We start from the raw sequence: 15,912 nt of genomic DNA, 5'->3' as shown, positions 1-15,912 counted from the left end.
GGCAACGCGAGACAAGGAAGAAGGTTAATCGATGCCAAGAATAGCAAGAACGAAGAGCGAGCAAATGTTCGACGAACGCAAAGATCAGATCAAAAAGGCCGCTCTTAAATTATTTGCGGAGAAAGGGCTCGCTGGCACGAAGATGAGCATGATCGCGGAGGAGGCCGGCATTAGTCAAGGCTTAACCTACCGGTATTTCGAATCCAAGGACGAGATATTCGGGATTCTCGTGGAAGAAGCCATCGAAGAATCCCGCAATGCGATCCGGAATATCGGAACGTTACCCGGGTCGCCTCTTGAACAGCTAAAGGCGTTTACGCTTCGGCTGTTGGATGAGAACCACAAGCAATATTTCCTCCTCGTTCAACAGGCGCAAACGTCGGAAGTCGTTCCTAGCAAGGCGCTGGAAGCAATTGAGCGGTATTCCCCCCAGGATACCATCGAGCAGATCATGCCGATCTTCGTCCGCGGACAGCAAGAAGGACTATTCGCTGAAGGAAACGCTGCCAAGCGCCTGATAGTGTTTCTATCGGTACTGAACGGACTCATGCTCCAAGATGCGAAGGCGATGGGTATGAATTGGGCGCAGGATGTTGACCTTGTGTTGAACATCCTGACCAAATAATAGAGCATACAACGGGCCGGTTATGACTGTAATTGCGAAAACCGCAAGGCTGGTATTTGAGGCAGTTCGGGCTAAGGGAGAGCCAGCTGGGCAAGATATCCCAGATCGTAAAGTGGTTTCGCGAAAATTTCATGAGGCCGATCGACATTGGCGAGATGGCGTCCAGAGCCGGCATGGCGATCAATACCTTCCACCATCAATTTAAACGGGCAACCGGTTTAAGTCCAATTCAATCTCAGAAGCAGTTAAGGCTGCTGGAGGCGAGAAATCTCATTGCGTTCGAAGGCTATTCCGTTGCCGGCGCCGCCTATGAGGTCGGCTATCAAAGTCCCTCCCAGTTTAATCGGGAGTACTCCCGATTTTTCGGGTTATCGCCGGCCCGGGACACAGAGGAATTAAGACGAATCGAGCGCGTGAGGGATTAGAAGCGAGAAGGGCATACGGAACAGAAGGAGCGAATTTTCGCTCCTTTTTGTATGCCGGCTTAACTGCCGGGCGGCGCGGCGAGCGGACGATCAGGACGGATCGTCGCCCGGCTTGGATTGATGCTCGGTAAATACCGCCAAATATTTGACCTCGTCCGAGAGCGGGACGACGGTATGCTCCTGCAGGGAATTGAAGTAGAGGCTGTCGCCCGCGCTCATCTCGTAGTCCGTGTTTCCGACCTTGTAGCGCATCTTCCCGGAGATGACGTAAATAAATTCCTCGCCGCTGTGGGAGAAGGTATGCTCATTAATCTCGCCGCGGCGCGCGACGAAAATATACGGCTGCATGATCTTGCTGTGCCGCGTGGACGCGAAAGCGAAGAATGAATAGCCTTTATTCGTCTTGATCCACTTGGATATATCCTCGTACTGACCCGCCGAGACCATGACGGTGTCGTTGCTGGACTGCTCCTCAAGCAGATCCGATACTTTGACGCCGAGGGCGCCCGCGATTTTCATCAACGTCGAGACTGCCGGCATCGCCCCGCCGCTCTCGATTTTGGAGAGCATGCTCTTGGTGAATCCGCATATCTTCGCAATCTCTTCCTGGGTTCGCTTCTGCTCTTTGCGTATTAGCCGAATTCGTTTGCCAAGGTCCAGATCCATAATTCCCCTCTTTCTATTAACCGGGAAAAGTTAATAAGTATAATATAAATCAACTAAGTTGAATTCGCAAGAAATAGGACGGATTCATCTGTAAAGCGAACAAATCAAGCGGTTAGCCGGACGAAATCGAACCAGAAGGATTTTTAATAAGATTAGAAAGCGGTTGCAGGAACGAAATGGATATTGTAAGATAATCTTAATTCAACTAAGTTGAATTAAATTTATAGCAATCAACTTAATTTATACTTGGTTGATAACACTTCATCTGGCAGTCCCAATCGGAAGGAGGGTTCTTTTGCAGCGGACAATCGGAATGATCGGCGCCATGGATACGAAGGGGACGGAGTTTGCTTTTCTGAAGCGGGAGATCGAGCGCAATGGGTTGGGCGTCCGGGTCTATGACACCGGCGTGATGGGCGAGCCGATGCTTCGGCCCGACGTGAGCCGCGAGGCGATCGCGGAGGCGGGCGGCGCCGCTCTGGCCGAGCTCGTCGCCCAGGCCGACAGGGGCAAAGCGATGGCGGCGATGGCGGAGGGAGCAGCCAAGCTCGTGCGCGAGTCGGTGCTGCGGGGCGACATCCATGGGCTGATCGGGATGGGAGGAACAGCCGGGACGGCCGTGGCGAGCAGCGCGATGCGCGCGCTTCCTGTCGGCTTCCCCAAGCTGATCGTCTCGACCGTCGCCGCCGGCGATACCCGCGGCTACGTCGGCATAAAGGACATCGTCATGATGCCGGCCGTCGTCGATGTTGCGGGCATTAACCGAATCAGCCGCCAGATCTTCACCCGGGCAGCCGGGGCGATCTGCGGCATGGCCTCGGCGGACATCGAGCCCGCGGAGGACCGGAAGCTGATCGCGGCCAGCATGTTCGGCAATACGACGAGCTGCGTCGAACGGGCGAGGGAGCGGCTGGAGCGGGAGGATACCGAGGTGCTCGTCTTCCACTGCACCGGCGTCGGCGGGCGGACGATGGAAAGTCTGATCGACGGCGGTTATATCGGCGCCGTCCTCGACATTACGACGACCGAATGGGCCGACGAGATCGCCGGCGGCGTATTCGCGGCGGGACCGGACAGAGGGGACGCCGCGGCCAGAAGGGGCATTCCCCAGGTCATCGTGCCGGGCTGCGTCGACATGGTCAACTTCCATGCCCGCGACACCGTGCCTGGCCGCTATGCGGGACGGAATCTGTACGAGTGGAATCCGAACATTACGCTGATGCGGACAACCGCGGAGGAGAACGCCCGGATCGGCGCCATATTGGCGGAGAAAGCGAATGCGAGCGCAGGACCGGTCGCCTTCGTCCTTCCGCTCGGCGGGGTATCGCAGCTCGATAGTCCGGGCCGGCCGTTCTGGGATCCGGAGGCCGACCGCGCCTGCTTCGATGCCATCCGGCAGCATGTCCGCAGCGGTATACCGGTTCACGAGATGGCCTGCAACATTAACGACCCGGAATTTGCCGACCGAGTGGCGCAGCTGCTGCTAGACATGATGTCCGGGCAGCAGCGGTAGACACTTACGCAAGGCGAGGCGGGAACTTATCGGATGCACCGTAGACATCACCCAAGAGCGAGCAGACGGCATGTACTTATGATCATTTATTCAGGAGGCGGTATGAATCATGAAGAAGTACAAAGTAGGTCTTATCGGCGCGGGCGGCGTGACCGAGCTTCATCTGGAAGGGTATAAGGAGCACCCCGAGCGAATCGAAGTGGCGGCGATCTGCGATCCGAATGCGGAGGCGATGACGCGCAAAGCGGACCAGTATAACATTCCGCTGCGGTTTTCCAATCTAAATGATTTCATCCGGGAAAGCGGCGTCGATGCCGCCATCGTGGCCACGCCGACGTCCATCCGCACCCAAGTGGTGTTTCCGCTGCTGGAAGCCGGCCTGCCGCTCTTCGTCGAGAAGCCGTTCTCCGATACGCTGCAGGACGCGGTCGACATTACCGAGAAGGCTGCTGCTTTGAACGTGCCAGTCTCGGTCAATCAGAACTTCCGCCGGCATTTCACCTTCGACGTCGTGAAGGGCATCGTCGCCGAAGGACGGATCGGCGGGGTGACGCAGATCCTATTCAACAATCTGTTCTTCCGTCAGGACGCCGGCTGGCGGCTGCGGTGCGAGCGGCATGCGCTATCGGTCATGGGCATCCACTGGTTCGACGGGTTCCGCCAGATTCTCGGCTCGGAAGCGGTAGCGGTGACCAGCCTGATGAGCTCGTCCTCGGCCATCGAATGCGCAGGCGAGACGGATGCCACCGTGCAGGTCGCATTCGAGAACGGCGCGTTCGCCACTTATGTGCAGAGCTTCTCGTCCCCGTATCCCCGCACGGAGATGATCGTCATCGGCGAGACCGGTACGCTGGCCTGCGGCCACCGTTCCGTCGAGCTGTATCGCACGGGGCAGCAGGCGCCGGAGACGGCATGGAGCAACGACGTCTCCCGCGAAACCGCGACGTACGAAGGCTTGAATCATCTGCTGACCTCGCTTGAGACGGGGATCGAAGCGCCGAACAGCGCGCGGGACAATCTGAAGACGGTGGCGATTCTGGATGCCGCTTACCGTTCGGCTCAGCAGCGGCGGACGATCACGCTGGATCGCGGTGTGCTCGTATGAGCATCAAGTACGCGTTCTCCCGTCCGACCGCAACCGATGACGATCGCGACCTGCTGTTCAACCGCTACCGGTCCGTCGGCTACGACGGCTTGCAGCTGAAGCACGGGCAGTACGCGTCCTACATGGCCGAGCCGGAGCGATTCTTAGAGAAGTGGGGATCGCTGCCCGGCGCCGGCTCGGCGCTGATCACCGGCGGGACGCTGGGCGGGGACGGCCGGGGCCAGCTCGAGAAGCTGATTGCTTTCGCCGAGCGGATCGGCGCCGGTACGATCGTGTACTGCCACGGCGTCCCCCGCAATAGCGTGACGGCCGCTGATATCCGGCGCTACGCGGACATTCTCTCGGAGCTCGGCAAGGCGGCGAGACAGCGGGGGATTGCCCTGTCGCTGCATCATCATTACGATCAGCCGGTCATGTACCGCGAGGACTTCGACGTATTCTACGAGCGCATCAAGGAGCGCGAGGTCGGCCTGACGGTCGATACCGCCCATCTAGTGAAGTCGGGCATTACGGATGCGGCCGAGGTCATTACATCGTTCGCGCCGTTCATCGACAACTTCCACCTGAAGGACTTCGACGCCGGCGAGTGGCGGGTGCTTGGCCAGGGCGCCATCGATTTCGCGCCCATCTTCAAGGCGATCGGCGACATTCGCTACAGCGGATGGGTGTCCGCCGACGAAGAGAGCGGAGGCGGCATCCTGGAAGGAATGCGGACATGTCTGGCCTTTATGAGAGATGGCTTGGAAGCGCGTCATGACCGTGCGATCGGGAGGTAGTGGGCATGAACGCTGAGACCGCCAAGATGATGCGGACCGCGCTTCCGGGCAGCCGGGCGAGAAGCAGGCGGCTGTGGCTCGATATCCGGCGCGACAAATATTTGTATCTGCTCATATTACCCGGCGTCCTGTTCTTCATTGTCTTCAAGTACATCCCGATGTGGGGCGTCCTCATCGCGTTCCAGGATTACTCGCCTTACCTGGGCATGATGCAGAGCGAGTGGGTCGGCTTCGAACATTTCGCGCGCTTCTTCTCGAATCCGGACTTCGCGCTGCTGTTCCGCAACACGATGATGATCAGCCTGATGAATTTGGTCTTCTTCTTCCCGCTGCCGATCCTGCTGTCGCTGCTGCTGAATGAGGTTACGCAGCGGGCCTTCAAGCGGACCATTCAGTCGATCGTCTACATGCCTCACTTCCTGTCGTGGGTCATCATCGCGGGAATTACGTTCTTGCTGCTGTCGCAGTCGTCCGGCATCGTCAACATGATGCTGCAATGGGCTGGATTCCGCCCGATCGATTTTCTCACGAACAAGAACCTGTTCTGGGTGCTGCTCACGCTGCAGAACATCTGGAAAGAGACCGGATGGGGCACGATCATCATTCTCGCGGCCATATCCGCCGTCGATCCGCAGCAATACGAGGCGGCCAAGATTGACGGAGCGGGCCGGATGCGGCAGACCTGGCATATTACGCTGCCGGCGATTCGCAACGTCATCATCGTTCTGCTGATCTTACGGCTGGGCAGCATCATGGACGTCGGCTTCGAGCAGGTGTTCCTGATGATGAACGGCGTGGTCGCGGACGTGGCCGACGTCTTCGAGACGTACGTCTACCGCAACGGGATTCAGAACGGCCAGTTCAGTTACAGCACCGCCGTCGGGCTGTTCAAGTCCGTGATCGGCCTTACGCTGGTGGTTCTGGCGAATAAGATTGCCAAGAAGTTCGGCGAGGAAGGGGTCTATTGACCGCCGGCCGAAGAAAGGAGGCGCTGTATGAAAGAAAGCGCGGGAGCCCGCATCTTTACGGTTTGCAACTATCTCGTGCTTGGCGTGATCGGACTGATCACCTTGTTTCCGCTGTACTACGTATTCGTCGTATCGTTCACGGACCCGCATGAATATTCGGAGCGGAACGGCTTCATCCTCTTCCCGGCCGAGTGGTCGCTCGCGGCGTACAGGTACCTGTTCTCCACGTCCGCCTTCCTGAACGCCGCCGGCGTCAGTGCCTTTTTGGCGACGGCCGGTACGGCGCTAAGCCTGATCGTCACCTCGGCGATCGCCTTCGGGCTGTCGCGGAAGCGGCTGCGCGGCAGGCAGTTCATCCTGGTGGCGATCGTCCTGACGCTGCTGTTCAATCCGGGCTTCATTCCTCCCTATCTCGTCGTACGGGAGCTCGGCCTGATCAACAGCGTATGGTCGCTTATCGTCCCGGTTCTGACGAGCGGCTGGTACGTCATTCTGATGAAGAGCTTCTTCGACAACATTCCGGTCGAGCTGGAAGAGGCCGCGATGATCGACGGCAGCACCGATATCGGGACTTTCTTCCGGATCGTCCTGCCGCTGTCGGCACCGGCGCTCGCCGCCTTCGGCTTGTTTTACGCGGTGGGCTACTGGAACACGTTCTTCAATGCCGTGCTCTACATCAACGATTATGCCAAGGTGCCGCTGCAGATCGTGCTGCGCAACATGCTGGTCGATTCCTCGACCTCGACGGGCGGCGCGACCGCGGTCGAGATGGTGGCGGATCAGCAGATCCCGACGCAGACGATCAAGATGGCGGCCGTCGTCATCTCGACCTTGCCGATTCTGTGCGTCTATCCGTTTCTGCAGAAGCATTTTACGAAGGGAGTCATGCTCGGCTCGGTCAAGGGCTGATCATCCTGTGCAGTCAGACGAAGGAGATGAGACGTCATCCATTCGAAAGTCTGGGAGGGGTTAGGCGAACATGACAACGAATGCCCGGTTAAGCGTATCGGTCGCGCTGCTGATGGTCCTGCTGCTCGGCTCCATACTCGCGGCATGCTCGAACGGCGGATCGAATAGCGGAAATACGGCGGGGAAAGGCGCCGATAACGGCGGAGGCAAGCAGGAGGCACCAACGACGATCAAGATCATGTCGGACTTCACGATCGCGCAGCCTCCGTCCGCGGACAATCCGGTTCTGAAGGAATTCGAGAAGAATACGAATACGAAGCTTGCTATTACTTGGGTATCGGCGGCGAATGCCTCGGATTACGTCGACCGGCTGAACGTGGTGCTGAGCTCGGGCGATCTGCCCGATCTGCTGAAGCTCGACGACGTGACCAATCCGCTGTTCCAGCAGATGGTCAAGCAAGGCGCGTTCTGGGATCTCACGCCGTTCCTGAGCGGCTACTCCAACCTGATGGACTATCCGAAGTCGGTGTGGGAGAACACGAAGATTGACGCGAAGAACTATGTCATTCCGGTGGCCCGCCCGCTGAACGGGTTCGTCTTCCTCAACATGCGCAAGGACTGGCTCGACAAGCTCGGGCTGCAGGTACCGAAGACGGTGGACGATCTGTACGAGGTGCTGAAGGCGTTCAAGGAGAAAATGCCGGAAGGCAAATCGCCGACGTACGGGTATACGATGCGGGGAAGCGACATCCTCGACGGCGTGTTTACCGATTCGAACGGGCGCTGGAAGGATGTCGGCGGCAAGCTGATCGACGTCAACTTCGATCCGGGCATGCGAGAGTCGATCCTGTTCAAGCAGAAGCTGTACAAGGAAGGACTCGTGCCCCCGGATTACTCGGTCATGAAGGACAGCCAGTTCTGGGATCTCGCGTCGAACGGCAGCGCCGGAACGACGGCCGAGACGATCGAGGCGCAGTGGCGATGGACGTACGATCAATGGAAGCGCGATTCGAAGGTGGATTGGCTTCCGCTCTCGTCCCTCGAGGGCAAGAACGGCGCGTACGTACCGGAGTACCGGGGGTATATCGGCGTGCTGGCCATTCCGAAGAAGGTTCCCGAGGAGAAGGTCAAGAAGATTCTCTCCCTGCTCGATTACGGCGCGTCCGAGGAAGGCGGAACGCTGGCGCTGTACGGTATCAAGGGCGTGCATTACAATGAAGAGAACGGAATCAAAGTGTCCACGGAGAAATCGGTGGAAGACAGCGTGGGCGTAGGCGCATTCGGCAAAATCTTCATGCATTACGACCCGTATATGTATGCGTTTGCACCCGGCATGACGAAAGAAGTGTTCGAGCGCAACAAGCAGGTCATCGACGAGCGCGCCAAGGTGGCGAAGCCGGATGTGGCGATCGGCCTGGTCTCGCAGACGGACATCAAGATGGGCGCGGACTACACCAAGAAGATGAGCGACATGAAGACCCAGGTCATCATGGGCAAGGCAACGATTGAGGACTGGGACAACTTGATTGGCGCGATTCAGAAGGACCCGACCTATGTGCAGATCACCAAAGAAATCAACGAAGCGTATCAGGCGAGACTGGCGCAGAACAAGTAAGCGCCCAATCGAATTCGGACAGACAATCCAACATGCAAAGGAGAACCAAGATGGCGACCATTACGAACCTTCACGAGAACGAGGCACATAGGGTGCTCGATATGGGCTGGGGCAAGATCCAGTGGCTGTGCGGCAAGGATATCGATCCCGAAGCGGAGATGACCTTCGGCATGGTGTACATCGAGGCGGGCAAAGAGAACACCCGGCACTATCATCCGAACTGCGAGGAAGTCATCTTCGTCCTCTCCGGCGAATGCGATCATACGCTCGGAGACGAGTCGTTCCGCCTGAAGCCCGGCATGATGCTGCGGATTCCCCGCGGCGTACCGCACAATGCCAGAGTGACGAGCTGGGAGCCCTGCCGGATGATTATCGCGTATTCCTCGCCGGACCGGCAGACGATCGGCGAATAACAAAGGAGAGCAGACCATGGCGATATCCAGAACAGAAGCGCTCCGCCGGCTGAGGGCTCAGCTGGCGGACGGCGCGACGCTCGTCGGAGCCGGCGCGGGCACGGGCCTCTCCGCGAAGTGCGCGGAAGCGGGCGGCGTCGATCTGATCATTATTTATAATTCCGGCCGTTACCGGATGGCGGGCCGAGGTTCGCTCGCCGGTCTGATGCCGTACGGCGACGCCAACCAGATCGTCGTCGAGATGGCGGCGGAGGTGCTGCCGATCGTCAAGAACACGCCCGTTCTCGCTGGCGTATGCGGGACGGACCCGTTCCGCGTCATGGACGTCTATCTGAAGCAGCTCAAGGAAATGGGCTTCGCGGGCGTGCAAAATTTCCCCACCGTCGGCCTCTGTGACGGGGTGTTCCGGCAAAATCTCGAGGAGACGGGCATGGGCTACGATCTCGAGGTGGAGATGATCCGCACGGCGCACGAGCTGGACCTGCTGACGACGCCGTATGTATTTAACGAGGAGGAGGCGCGGAAGATGGCAGCCGCGGGCGCGGATGTGCTGGTCGCCCATGTCGGGCTGACGACCAAGGGCAGCATTGGCGCTGCCACGGCGCTCACGCTTGACGAATCCGTGGACGTCGTCCAGCGGATCTGCGATGCGGGCAAAGCCGTCAATCCCGACATCATCGTCATCTGCCACGGCGGCCCGATCTCCGAGCCGGAGGATGCGGCTTACGTGCTGAGCCGTACCAAGAACGTCGCGGGCTTCTTCGGCGCTTCAAGCGTGGAGCGGCTTCCGACGGAGATTGCGATCACCGAGCAGGTCCGCAAGTTCAAGCGGATCGGTTCTTAAGGACGATGACCGGGCTGACCGTACTGCAGATACTGATCGTGCTCGCGGCCGCGCTGTGCTGCGGCTTCGCCAAAACCGGCATTGCCACGCTGGGCATCTTCAACGCGATGCTGATGTCGCAGGTTTTTCCCGCCAAGGAGGCCGTGGGCACGCTGCTGCCGATGCTGATCGCGGCCGACGTGGCAGCCGTCCTGCTTTACCGCCGCCATGTCGTCTGGAGGCATCTGATCGCGCTCATCCCATGGGCGCTGCTCGGCATCGGCTGCGGCTACGCGCTGCTGTTCTACGCGAACGATACCGCGATCCGCCGGGTTCTGGGCATCATGCTGCTCGTCCTGATCGCCTTCCAGCTGCTCAAGGACCGCGCGGGTGCCGCGTTCGAGCGGTACGTCCCCCAGAACAAGGGATTCACCACCTCGATGGGGGTATTGGCCGGATTCGCGACGATGGTCGGCAACGTATCGGGCGTCGTCATGTCGATCTATCTGTTCGGCAAGAAGCTGCCGAAGGAGGTCATCGTCGGGACGGGGGCCTGGTTCTACCTGGCGGTCAATCTGATCAAGGTGCCGTTCTTCGTCCAGCTCGGCATGATTACGACGCGTTCCTTGGCGATCAACGCATGGACCGTCCCGGTGATCGCGCTCGGCACGCTGGCCGGGGCGAGGGCCATCCCGCGCCTGCCCCAGGCCGTCTTCCAGAACGCCATTCTCCTGATCGGCGCGGTCGGCGCGCTGCTGCTGGTGTTATAGCGTCTTCCACTCTTGTACGTTGCCATTCAAGATGACGATCATTGCACCCATCGCCTACCAAGTCTAGTTGACGGAGACGAAGAGTCCGCGGGATAACCCGCGGCCTCTTCGCGCGTTTGACTGTGTGCAGACCGTACAAAGTTCTTTGAATGGCTTTAAGCCAATAGAAGAACAGATCCTAACACTGGATAAAATAGCCAATTGCCGTCGTGAAATACGAAAAGATCATAGGTGGAGAGCCGGCCGGCGAATCGCCGGCATCTCCGTAAAGAAGAGAGCGCCTCTGGACGATGGGTTTGTCGACACGTCAAGGAGGCGCTCTTGTTATGCACGTATGAAAATATAGCAATCCCATATGCAAGATCAACCTTTCAAACGAATAACCGCCTCGCACCTCGTCATTGTGACTCCACTTTCACCCATATCACCGAAATGTTCGCCGGCCAAGAAGAACGCTCCCGTCTATTCGCACATGCAGGCTGATCCTCCGTCTCGTTCTGCGAGGTCGATCGCGCCGCCGACGAAGTCGTCCGCCCGTTCCAGCAGCCGTCGGGCTTCATGCTTGCCCACTCCCGCCTGAATCATGACGATCGCGGTCTTCACATGCCCGCCCGCGGAAGCATAGGCGGCCTCCACTTCCGCATCCGGGGCTTGCGTAGCCAACTGTATGATCCGCTTCGCCCGATCAACGAGCTTGACGTTCGATGGCTTCAGATCGACCATCAGGTTGTCATAGACCTTGCCGATCTTCACCATGGAAGCGGTCGTCAGCATATTGAGAATCAGCTTCTGCGCCGTACCCGCCTTCATGCGCGTGGAGCCCAGGATAACCTCGGGGCCGACTACCGCCTCGATCATCACGTGCGCGACGTCGCGCATGGGACTGCTCGCATTATTGCTGATTCCGATCACCTTCGCGCCAATCTCCCGTGCTCGCGCCATCGCGCCGAGCACATATGGTGTTCTGCCGCTGGCCGCGATGCCTACGACGATATCGTTCAGCTGGATGCGGTTATCCGTCACATCCTGTGCGCCCAGCTCGCAGCTGTCTTCCGCGCCTTCTACCGCTTCCCGGATGGCCGCATCGCCGCCTGCGATGAAGCCTTGCACCATCGATGGATCCGTCCCATAGGTCGGCGGACATTCGGAAGCGTCCAGAATGCCCAGCCTGCCGCTCGTTCCCGCTCCGAAGTAGAAGAGGCGGCCCTGCTTGCGAAACGCTTCGACGATCAGAGCGACGGCCGCGGAGATCGCGGGGATCGCGGCCCCGACGATGTCGGCGACGCCGCGGTCCTCTTCGTTGATTAACCGAAGCAGCTCCTCGATGGAATAGTGGTCGATATTCCGCGTTCTGGCATTTTGTTGTTCTGTCGTGAGGGTGCTCATTTGCTTGTTCATAGGAAGCCTCCATTGCTCGGTGTATTCGTCGCAGTCGACCTTACGCTCCCAAAGGCTGATGGTGACTTTCAGAGCCAAGTATATACAGAAAAGTCCAATTTGTAAAATAAAAAATTATATTTAATTTAAAGTATTGATATATTATTTCAAAACTCTATAATGGGGATGAAGGCAGCGCTTTCAAATAGCGAAAGAGGGCTGGAGGGAGTCGAAAATCGGTGGTTATGGGGTCGCGCAAGGGGAATCTTGGCGTTTTGAATGTAGAAGCGTGATAAAAAATTTCACAAAAAAATAGGTTGATGAAATTAAGTTTCTGACGTAACATAAGAGAAAACATAACACAAGATTTGATATTCCGCTTGTGAGGTGAAGTATATGTCAACTATTGTGCATACTGGGGCAGATAATCTGACAAGGATGTCGGGGCAGCTCCTACAAGGCAAGAAGTTCGGGCTATTGACGAACCCGACCGGCATCGATTCGAACTATCGCTCCACGATCGAGCTATGCGCATCGCTGCCGGGGGCCGAGCTTAAGGCGCTGTTCGGATGCGAGCACGGGATTCGGGGCGACCGGCAAGCCGGCGTCAAGTTCGAAGAAGAAGTAGACCTCGAGACGGGTCTCACCGTTCACAGCCTGTACGGCAAGCACCGCGCCCCTACGGCCGAGATGCTCGAAGGGCTGGATGCGATCGTCTTCGACATCCAAGACCTGGGCGTCCGATTCTACACCTACCTCTCCACGCTGGTCTACGTCATGCAGGCTTGCGCGGAGCACGGCGTCGAGGTGATCGTGCTCGACCGTCCGAATCCGCTGGGCGGCTTCGGAGCGGAAGGCGGCTACCTGCAAGAGGGCTTCTACTCGATGGTAGGCGCGTGGCGCATCCCCTTCAGCACGGGGCTGACGATCGGCGAATTCGCGACCTTAGTCCGCAGCCAGATGGAGAAGCCGTGCGCGCTTCAGGTCGTCCGGCTCGAGGGCTGGAAGCGAAACATGACCTACACCGACACCGGCCTTCCCTGGATTCTTCCTTCTCCCAACATGCCCACGATGGATACCGTCCGCGTCTACACGGGCAACTGTCTGTTTGAAGGAACGAATCTATCCGAAGGGCGCGGCACGACGAAGCCGTTCGAGATGATCGGAGCGCCGTGGCTGCGACACCGCGAGCTATGCGCCGAGATGAACGCCATGGGCCTCCCCGGCGTCGTATTCCACCCCGTCACGTTCACGCCGGTCATCTCCAAGCATCGGGGCGAGCTCTGCAACGGCGTCATGACGTTCGTGACGGACACAGACGCGTACGAAGCGGCGGCGACCGGACTCCGTCTGATCGAACGCATCATGCGCCGCCATCCGGACGAATTCGCATGGGTCAAGCCTGCGGAAGCGGAGTCCGGCTGGTTCATCGACGTCCTGAGCGGCAGCGACCGGGTCCGCAAGACGCTTCACCGAGAAGGCGAGCTGGACGCGATCCTGGCCGACTGGCGCGCAGACAGCATCGACTGGAAGAACGTTCGGCAAGCCAGCCTGCTCTACGACTAACTAATAACCATTCAAGAGGTGATCCCATGACAACCGTTCACTACCATCACTACATGCCTGGCGATGAAGCGGCGATCGTGAAGCTGTGGAACCGCTGCTTGACCAAGGATCCGATAACCGACCTTCGGTTCCGCAATCTCGTCCTGCTCGACGCCAATTTCGATCCGCAAGGGATGCGCATCGCAAGCGTGGACGGTGAGCTAATCGGCTGCTTCTACGCCATCCGGCGCTTGCTGCCGATGCATGGCACGGAGCTGGAGAGGGATCGGGGCTGGGTACCGTTTTTCTTCGTCGATCCGGCCTACCGCAGACAGGGCGTCGCGACGCGTCTCCTGGAGGACGCCACCGCTTTTTTGCGCGCCAATAACAGGGACAAGATGTTCTTCTCCGCGTATGCACCCAACTATGTCGTGCCCGGCGTGGACAAGCAGGCTTACCCGGAGGCCGCCGCCTGGCTGGACAAACAAGGCTTCGAACGCCAGTATACGTCCGTCGCCATGGATTATTCGCTCGTCGGCTTCGAGATCCCGGATGCCGTTCGTCAATTGACCGAACAGCGGATCGGCGAAGGCTATACGTTCTCGCAGGCGACGGACCGCGATCTGTACGAGGTGATTCGATTCGCGACGGACGCGTTCAACCCCGATTGGGGCCGCGCCATCCGGGAAGGCTTGACCCAACGGCTCCAGCTGTCTCAGATCTTGGTCGCGAGGCATAAGGGGACGCTCGTCGGCTTCTGCCTGCACGGCGGTTACGAGGGCGTCCGGGAGCGGTTCGGCCCGTTCGGCGTCGATCCCAGCCAGCGCGGCAAGGGGATCGGGAAGATTCTATTATACGAATGCCTCCGGCTCATGCGCGCCCAAGGCATGCATGGCGCATGGTTTCTATGGACCGGGGAACAGAGCCCGGCGGGTCAGCTGTATCTGAAGACCGGCTTCACGATCACACGAAGCTTCGATATCGTGTGCAAATCCATATAAACCAATTGTCTTGGGGAGGCGCGAAAGATGAAGATGTGGAAAAGGGTACTGAGCGGATCGCTGATGGTGGCGCTGGCCGGAACCACGGCCGCATGCGGCGGGAACAAGGATGAAGGAGGAAGCTCCGGGTCGTCCGGATCGTCCGGGTCGGGCGAGAAGGTGACGCTGACGCTCCTGTCGCACTACAACGGCGCCAACGAAGAAGCGCTCAAGCCGTATATCGACAAATGGAACAGCGAGAATCCCGACATCCAAGTCAAGATGACCCCGGTCGACTTCGGCGAGCTGCTCAAGACGATCATGACCAAGCAGTCGGCGGGTCAGGTTGCGGACATCATGCACGTCTATACGCTCTGGGGCGGCCAGCTGGCCAAGAACAACGTGCTCGCCGAAGCGCCGCAGACCGTCGCGGACGACGTCGCGCAGAACTACCCGGAAGCCGCGGTCAAGGGCGCATCCCTGAACGGCAAAGTGTTCGGCTATCCGACCGAGGTGCAGGCATACGGCCTGTTCTACAACAAGAAGCTGCTGAAGGAAGCCGGCTACGACGCGCCGCCTAAGACATGGGACGAGCTGCTCGAGATGAGCAAGAAGATCGAGAAGAAAGACGCCAGCGGCAAGGTGCTCGTGCAAGGCTTCGGATTCCAACGCGGGTATGCGGGGCTGGTCGACCAGCCGTTCATGGCGATGATGGCTTCCGCGGGCGGCGGACTGCTGAGCGAGGACTTGACCAAGTCCAACCTGGACAGCGACGCGGGCCGCAAGACGATGGAGTTCTACAGCAAGGTATACGGCAAGAACGGCATCACCGACATCGCATTCAACACGACCAAAGGCTTCGGCGCGGGCCAGGTCGGCATGACGATCGGTGCCGGCTGGTGGGATGGATCGCTGAGGACGCTGATGAAGGATGCTTACGCCGATGTGGGCGAAGCACCGATGCCGACGCCGGACGGCGACCCGGGCGGCACGCTGGCGTACACGTGGGCTTATGGCGTCAACAGCAAGTCGAAGCATCAGGAAGAAGCCTGGAAGTTCCTGCAGTGGATGAACGCCCAAGCCGACGATAGCGGCATGACGCCGGAAGGCCAGTTCCTGCTCGACGCATTCAACGTCATTCCGTCCCGTAAGACGGACCTCTCGTCCGCCAAGGTGCAGGAGAAGCTCACGTCGAATCCGAGCGCGAAGCTCTTCGCCGACGCGCTGAACAACGCGCTGGATGAACAGAGTCCTTCGGCCGGCACGGAAGTGCAGGACATCCTGTACAAGCAGATCGAGAGCATGTGGACCGATCAGCTCTCCATGGACGACGCGCTGAACGGCGCGCACGCCCAGATCAACGCCAAGCTGGGCGGGAATTAAGGTTTCCGGGAGCGGCGGG

At 59.0% G+C, this 15,912-nt stretch carries 16 protein-coding genes; 14 read left to right on the top strand and 2 right to left on the bottom strand.

Annotation, left to right across the window (positions count from 1 at the left end; all coding sequences use genetic code 11):
• Window positions 1-64: 64 nt before the first annotated feature.
• Window positions 65-625 carry a TetR/AcrR family transcriptional regulator gene (locus ACFPB1_RS01990; RefSeq protein WP_379221313.1) on the top strand — a complete coding sequence of 187 codons (561 nt, stop codon included), beginning with the start codon at window positions 65-67 and terminating at the stop codon, window positions 623-625.
• A gap of 131 nt (window positions 626-756) precedes the next feature.
• The gene (locus tag ACFPB1_RS01985) at window positions 757-1,050 is read left to right on the top strand and encodes a helix-turn-helix transcriptional regulator (protein WP_379221310.1); all 294 of its coding nucleotides are present in this window, start codon (window positions 757-759) and stop codon (window positions 1,048-1,050) included.
• A 90-nt stretch (window positions 1,051-1,140) separates the two neighbouring features.
• On the opposite strand, the gene ACFPB1_RS01980 is transcribed toward ACFPB1_RS01985, so the two are convergent.
• Window positions 1,141-1,716 (bottom strand): helix-turn-helix domain-containing protein, encoded by a 576-nt coding sequence (locus ACFPB1_RS01980; protein WP_379221308.1) that lies wholly within the window; start codon window positions 1,714-1,716, stop codon window positions 1,141-1,143.
• Window positions 1,717-2,011: 295 nt separating this feature from the next.
• Here ACFPB1_RS01980 and ACFPB1_RS01975 point away from each other — a divergent pair, with 295 nt between their 5' ends.
• The 9 genes from ACFPB1_RS01975 (at window position 2,012) to ACFPB1_RS01935 (ending at window position 10,608) form a co-directional block, all read left to right on the top strand.
• Window positions 2,012-3,229: a Tm-1-like ATP-binding domain-containing protein gene (locus ACFPB1_RS01975; RefSeq protein ID WP_379221306.1), complete on the top strand. Its 1,218-nt coding sequence runs from the start codon at window positions 2,012-2,014 to the stop codon at window positions 3,227-3,229.
• A gap of 109 nt (window positions 3,230-3,338) precedes the next feature.
• Window positions 3,339-4,334, top strand: a complete 996-nt coding sequence (locus ACFPB1_RS01970; protein ID WP_379221304.1) for a Gfo/Idh/MocA family protein — start codon at window positions 3,339-3,341, stop codon at window positions 4,332-4,334.
• Window positions 4,331-5,110 (top strand): sugar phosphate isomerase/epimerase family protein, encoded by a 780-nt coding sequence (locus ACFPB1_RS01965; protein ID WP_379221302.1) that lies wholly within the window; start codon window positions 4,331-4,333, stop codon window positions 5,108-5,110. The genes ACFPB1_RS01970 and ACFPB1_RS01965 overlap by 4 nt, the downstream gene beginning before the upstream one ends.
• A 5-nt stretch (window positions 5,111-5,115) precedes the next feature.
• Complete coding sequence (locus ACFPB1_RS01960) at window positions 5,116-6,078, top strand: ABC transporter permease (protein WP_379221300.1); 963 nt, start codon at window positions 5,116-5,118, stop codon at window positions 6,076-6,078.
• A 27-nt stretch (window positions 6,079-6,105) separates the two neighbouring features.
• Window positions 6,106-6,987 (top strand): carbohydrate ABC transporter permease, encoded by an 882-nt coding sequence (locus ACFPB1_RS01955; protein ID WP_379221298.1) that lies wholly within the window; start codon window positions 6,106-6,108, stop codon window positions 6,985-6,987.
• A 70-nt stretch (window positions 6,988-7,057) separates the two neighbouring features.
• A complete protein-coding gene (locus ACFPB1_RS01950; RefSeq protein WP_379221296.1) occupies window positions 7,058-8,602 on the top strand; it encodes an extracellular solute-binding protein in 1,545 nt (514 codons plus the stop codon).
• 50 nt (window positions 8,603-8,652) lie between these two features.
• A complete protein-coding gene (locus tag ACFPB1_RS01945; protein WP_379221294.1) occupies window positions 8,653-9,015 on the top strand; it encodes a cupin domain-containing protein in 363 nt (120 codons plus the stop codon).
• Window positions 9,016-9,031: 16 nt separating this feature from the next.
• Complete coding sequence (locus ACFPB1_RS01940; RefSeq protein ID WP_379221292.1) at window positions 9,032-9,859, top strand: phosphoenolpyruvate hydrolase family protein; 828 nt, start codon at window positions 9,032-9,034, stop codon at window positions 9,857-9,859.
• Window positions 9,860-9,864: 5 nt separating this feature from the next.
• Window positions 9,865-10,608, top strand: a complete 744-nt coding sequence (locus ACFPB1_RS01935) for a sulfite exporter TauE/SafE family protein (RefSeq protein ID WP_379221290.1) — start codon at window positions 9,865-9,867, stop codon at window positions 10,606-10,608.
• Between the two features lie 462 nt (window positions 10,609-11,070).
• Here the strand turns inward: ACFPB1_RS01935 and murQ are convergent, their stop codons facing one another.
• A complete protein-coding gene (gene murQ, locus ACFPB1_RS01930; protein WP_379221288.1) occupies window positions 11,071-12,006 on the bottom strand; it encodes an N-acetylmuramic acid 6-phosphate etherase in 936 nt (311 codons plus the stop codon).
• A gap of 456 nt (window positions 12,007-12,462) precedes the next feature.
• Here murQ and ACFPB1_RS01925 point away from each other — a divergent pair, with 456 nt between their 5' ends.
• From ACFPB1_RS01925 to ACFPB1_RS01915, 3 genes are read left to right on the top strand one after another with little or no spacing between them, the layout of a single operon-like run.
• Window positions 12,463-13,551, top strand: coding sequence for a DUF1343 domain-containing protein (locus ACFPB1_RS01925; RefSeq protein WP_379221286.1), 1,089 nt, complete (start codon window positions 12,463-12,465; stop codon window positions 13,549-13,551).
• 26 nt (window positions 13,552-13,577) lie between these two features.
• Entirely contained in the window at window positions 13,578-14,531 is a 954-nt protein-coding gene (locus tag ACFPB1_RS01920) for a GNAT family N-acetyltransferase (RefSeq protein ID WP_379221284.1), read from the top strand.
• Between the two features lie 27 nt (window positions 14,532-14,558).
• Window positions 14,559-15,893 carry an ABC transporter substrate-binding protein gene (locus ACFPB1_RS01915; protein WP_379221281.1) on the top strand — a complete coding sequence of 445 codons (1,335 nt, stop codon included), beginning with the start codon at window positions 14,559-14,561 and terminating at the stop codon, window positions 15,891-15,893.
• Window positions 15,894-15,912 lie beyond the last annotated feature (19 nt).

Source organism: Paenibacillus sp. GCM10023250, assembly GCF_042653205.1.
In the GTDB taxonomy this organism is placed as follows: domain Bacteria; phylum Bacillota; class Bacilli; order Paenibacillales; family Paenibacillaceae; genus Paenibacillus_Z.
Note: the sequence above shows the minus strand (reverse complement) of the source record. Positions and strands in the feature narration are given on the sequence as shown.

What these genes read in the sequence shown, in the direction of transcription:
- ACFPB1_RS01990 (WP_379221313.1), top strand. Translation starts at nt 65, where the DNA reads ATGTTCGACGAACGCAAAGATCAGATCAAAAAGGCCGCTCTTAAATTA.
- ACFPB1_RS01985 (WP_379221310.1), top strand. Translation starts at nt 757, where the DNA reads ATGAGGCCGATCGACATTGGCGAGATGGCGTCCAGAGCCGGCATGGCG.
- ACFPB1_RS01980 (WP_379221308.1), bottom strand. Translation starts at nt 1,716, where the DNA reads ATGGATCTGGACCTTGGCAAACGAATTCGGCTAATACGCAAAGAGCAG.
- ACFPB1_RS01970 (WP_379221304.1), top strand. Translation starts at nt 3,339, where the DNA reads ATGAAGAAGTACAAAGTAGGTCTTATCGGCGCGGGCGGCGTGACCGAG.
- ACFPB1_RS01965 (WP_379221302.1), top strand. Translation starts at nt 4,331, where the DNA reads ATGAGCATCAAGTACGCGTTCTCCCGTCCGACCGCAACCGATGACGAT.
- ACFPB1_RS01960 (WP_379221300.1), top strand. Translation starts at nt 5,116, where the DNA reads ATGAACGCTGAGACCGCCAAGATGATGCGGACCGCGCTTCCGGGCAGC.
- ACFPB1_RS01955 (WP_379221298.1), top strand. Translation starts at nt 6,106, where the DNA reads ATGAAAGAAAGCGCGGGAGCCCGCATCTTTACGGTTTGCAACTATCTC.
- ACFPB1_RS01950 (WP_379221296.1), top strand. Translation starts at nt 7,058, where the DNA reads ATGACAACGAATGCCCGGTTAAGCGTATCGGTCGCGCTGCTGATGGTC.
- ACFPB1_RS01945 (WP_379221294.1), top strand. Translation starts at nt 8,653, where the DNA reads ATGGCGACCATTACGAACCTTCACGAGAACGAGGCACATAGGGTGCTC.
- ACFPB1_RS01940 (WP_379221292.1), top strand. Translation starts at nt 9,032, where the DNA reads ATGGCGATATCCAGAACAGAAGCGCTCCGCCGGCTGAGGGCTCAGCTG.
- ACFPB1_RS01935 (WP_379221290.1), top strand. Translation starts at nt 9,865, where the DNA reads ATGACCGGGCTGACCGTACTGCAGATACTGATCGTGCTCGCGGCCGCG.
- murQ (WP_379221288.1), bottom strand. Translation starts at nt 12,006, where the DNA reads ATGAACAAGCAAATGAGCACCCTCACGACAGAACAACAAAATGCCAGA.
- ACFPB1_RS01920 (WP_379221284.1), top strand. Translation starts at nt 13,578, where the DNA reads ATGACAACCGTTCACTACCATCACTACATGCCTGGCGATGAAGCGGCG.
- ACFPB1_RS01915 (WP_379221281.1), top strand. Translation starts at nt 14,559, where the DNA reads ATGAAGATGTGGAAAAGGGTACTGAGCGGATCGCTGATGGTGGCGCTG.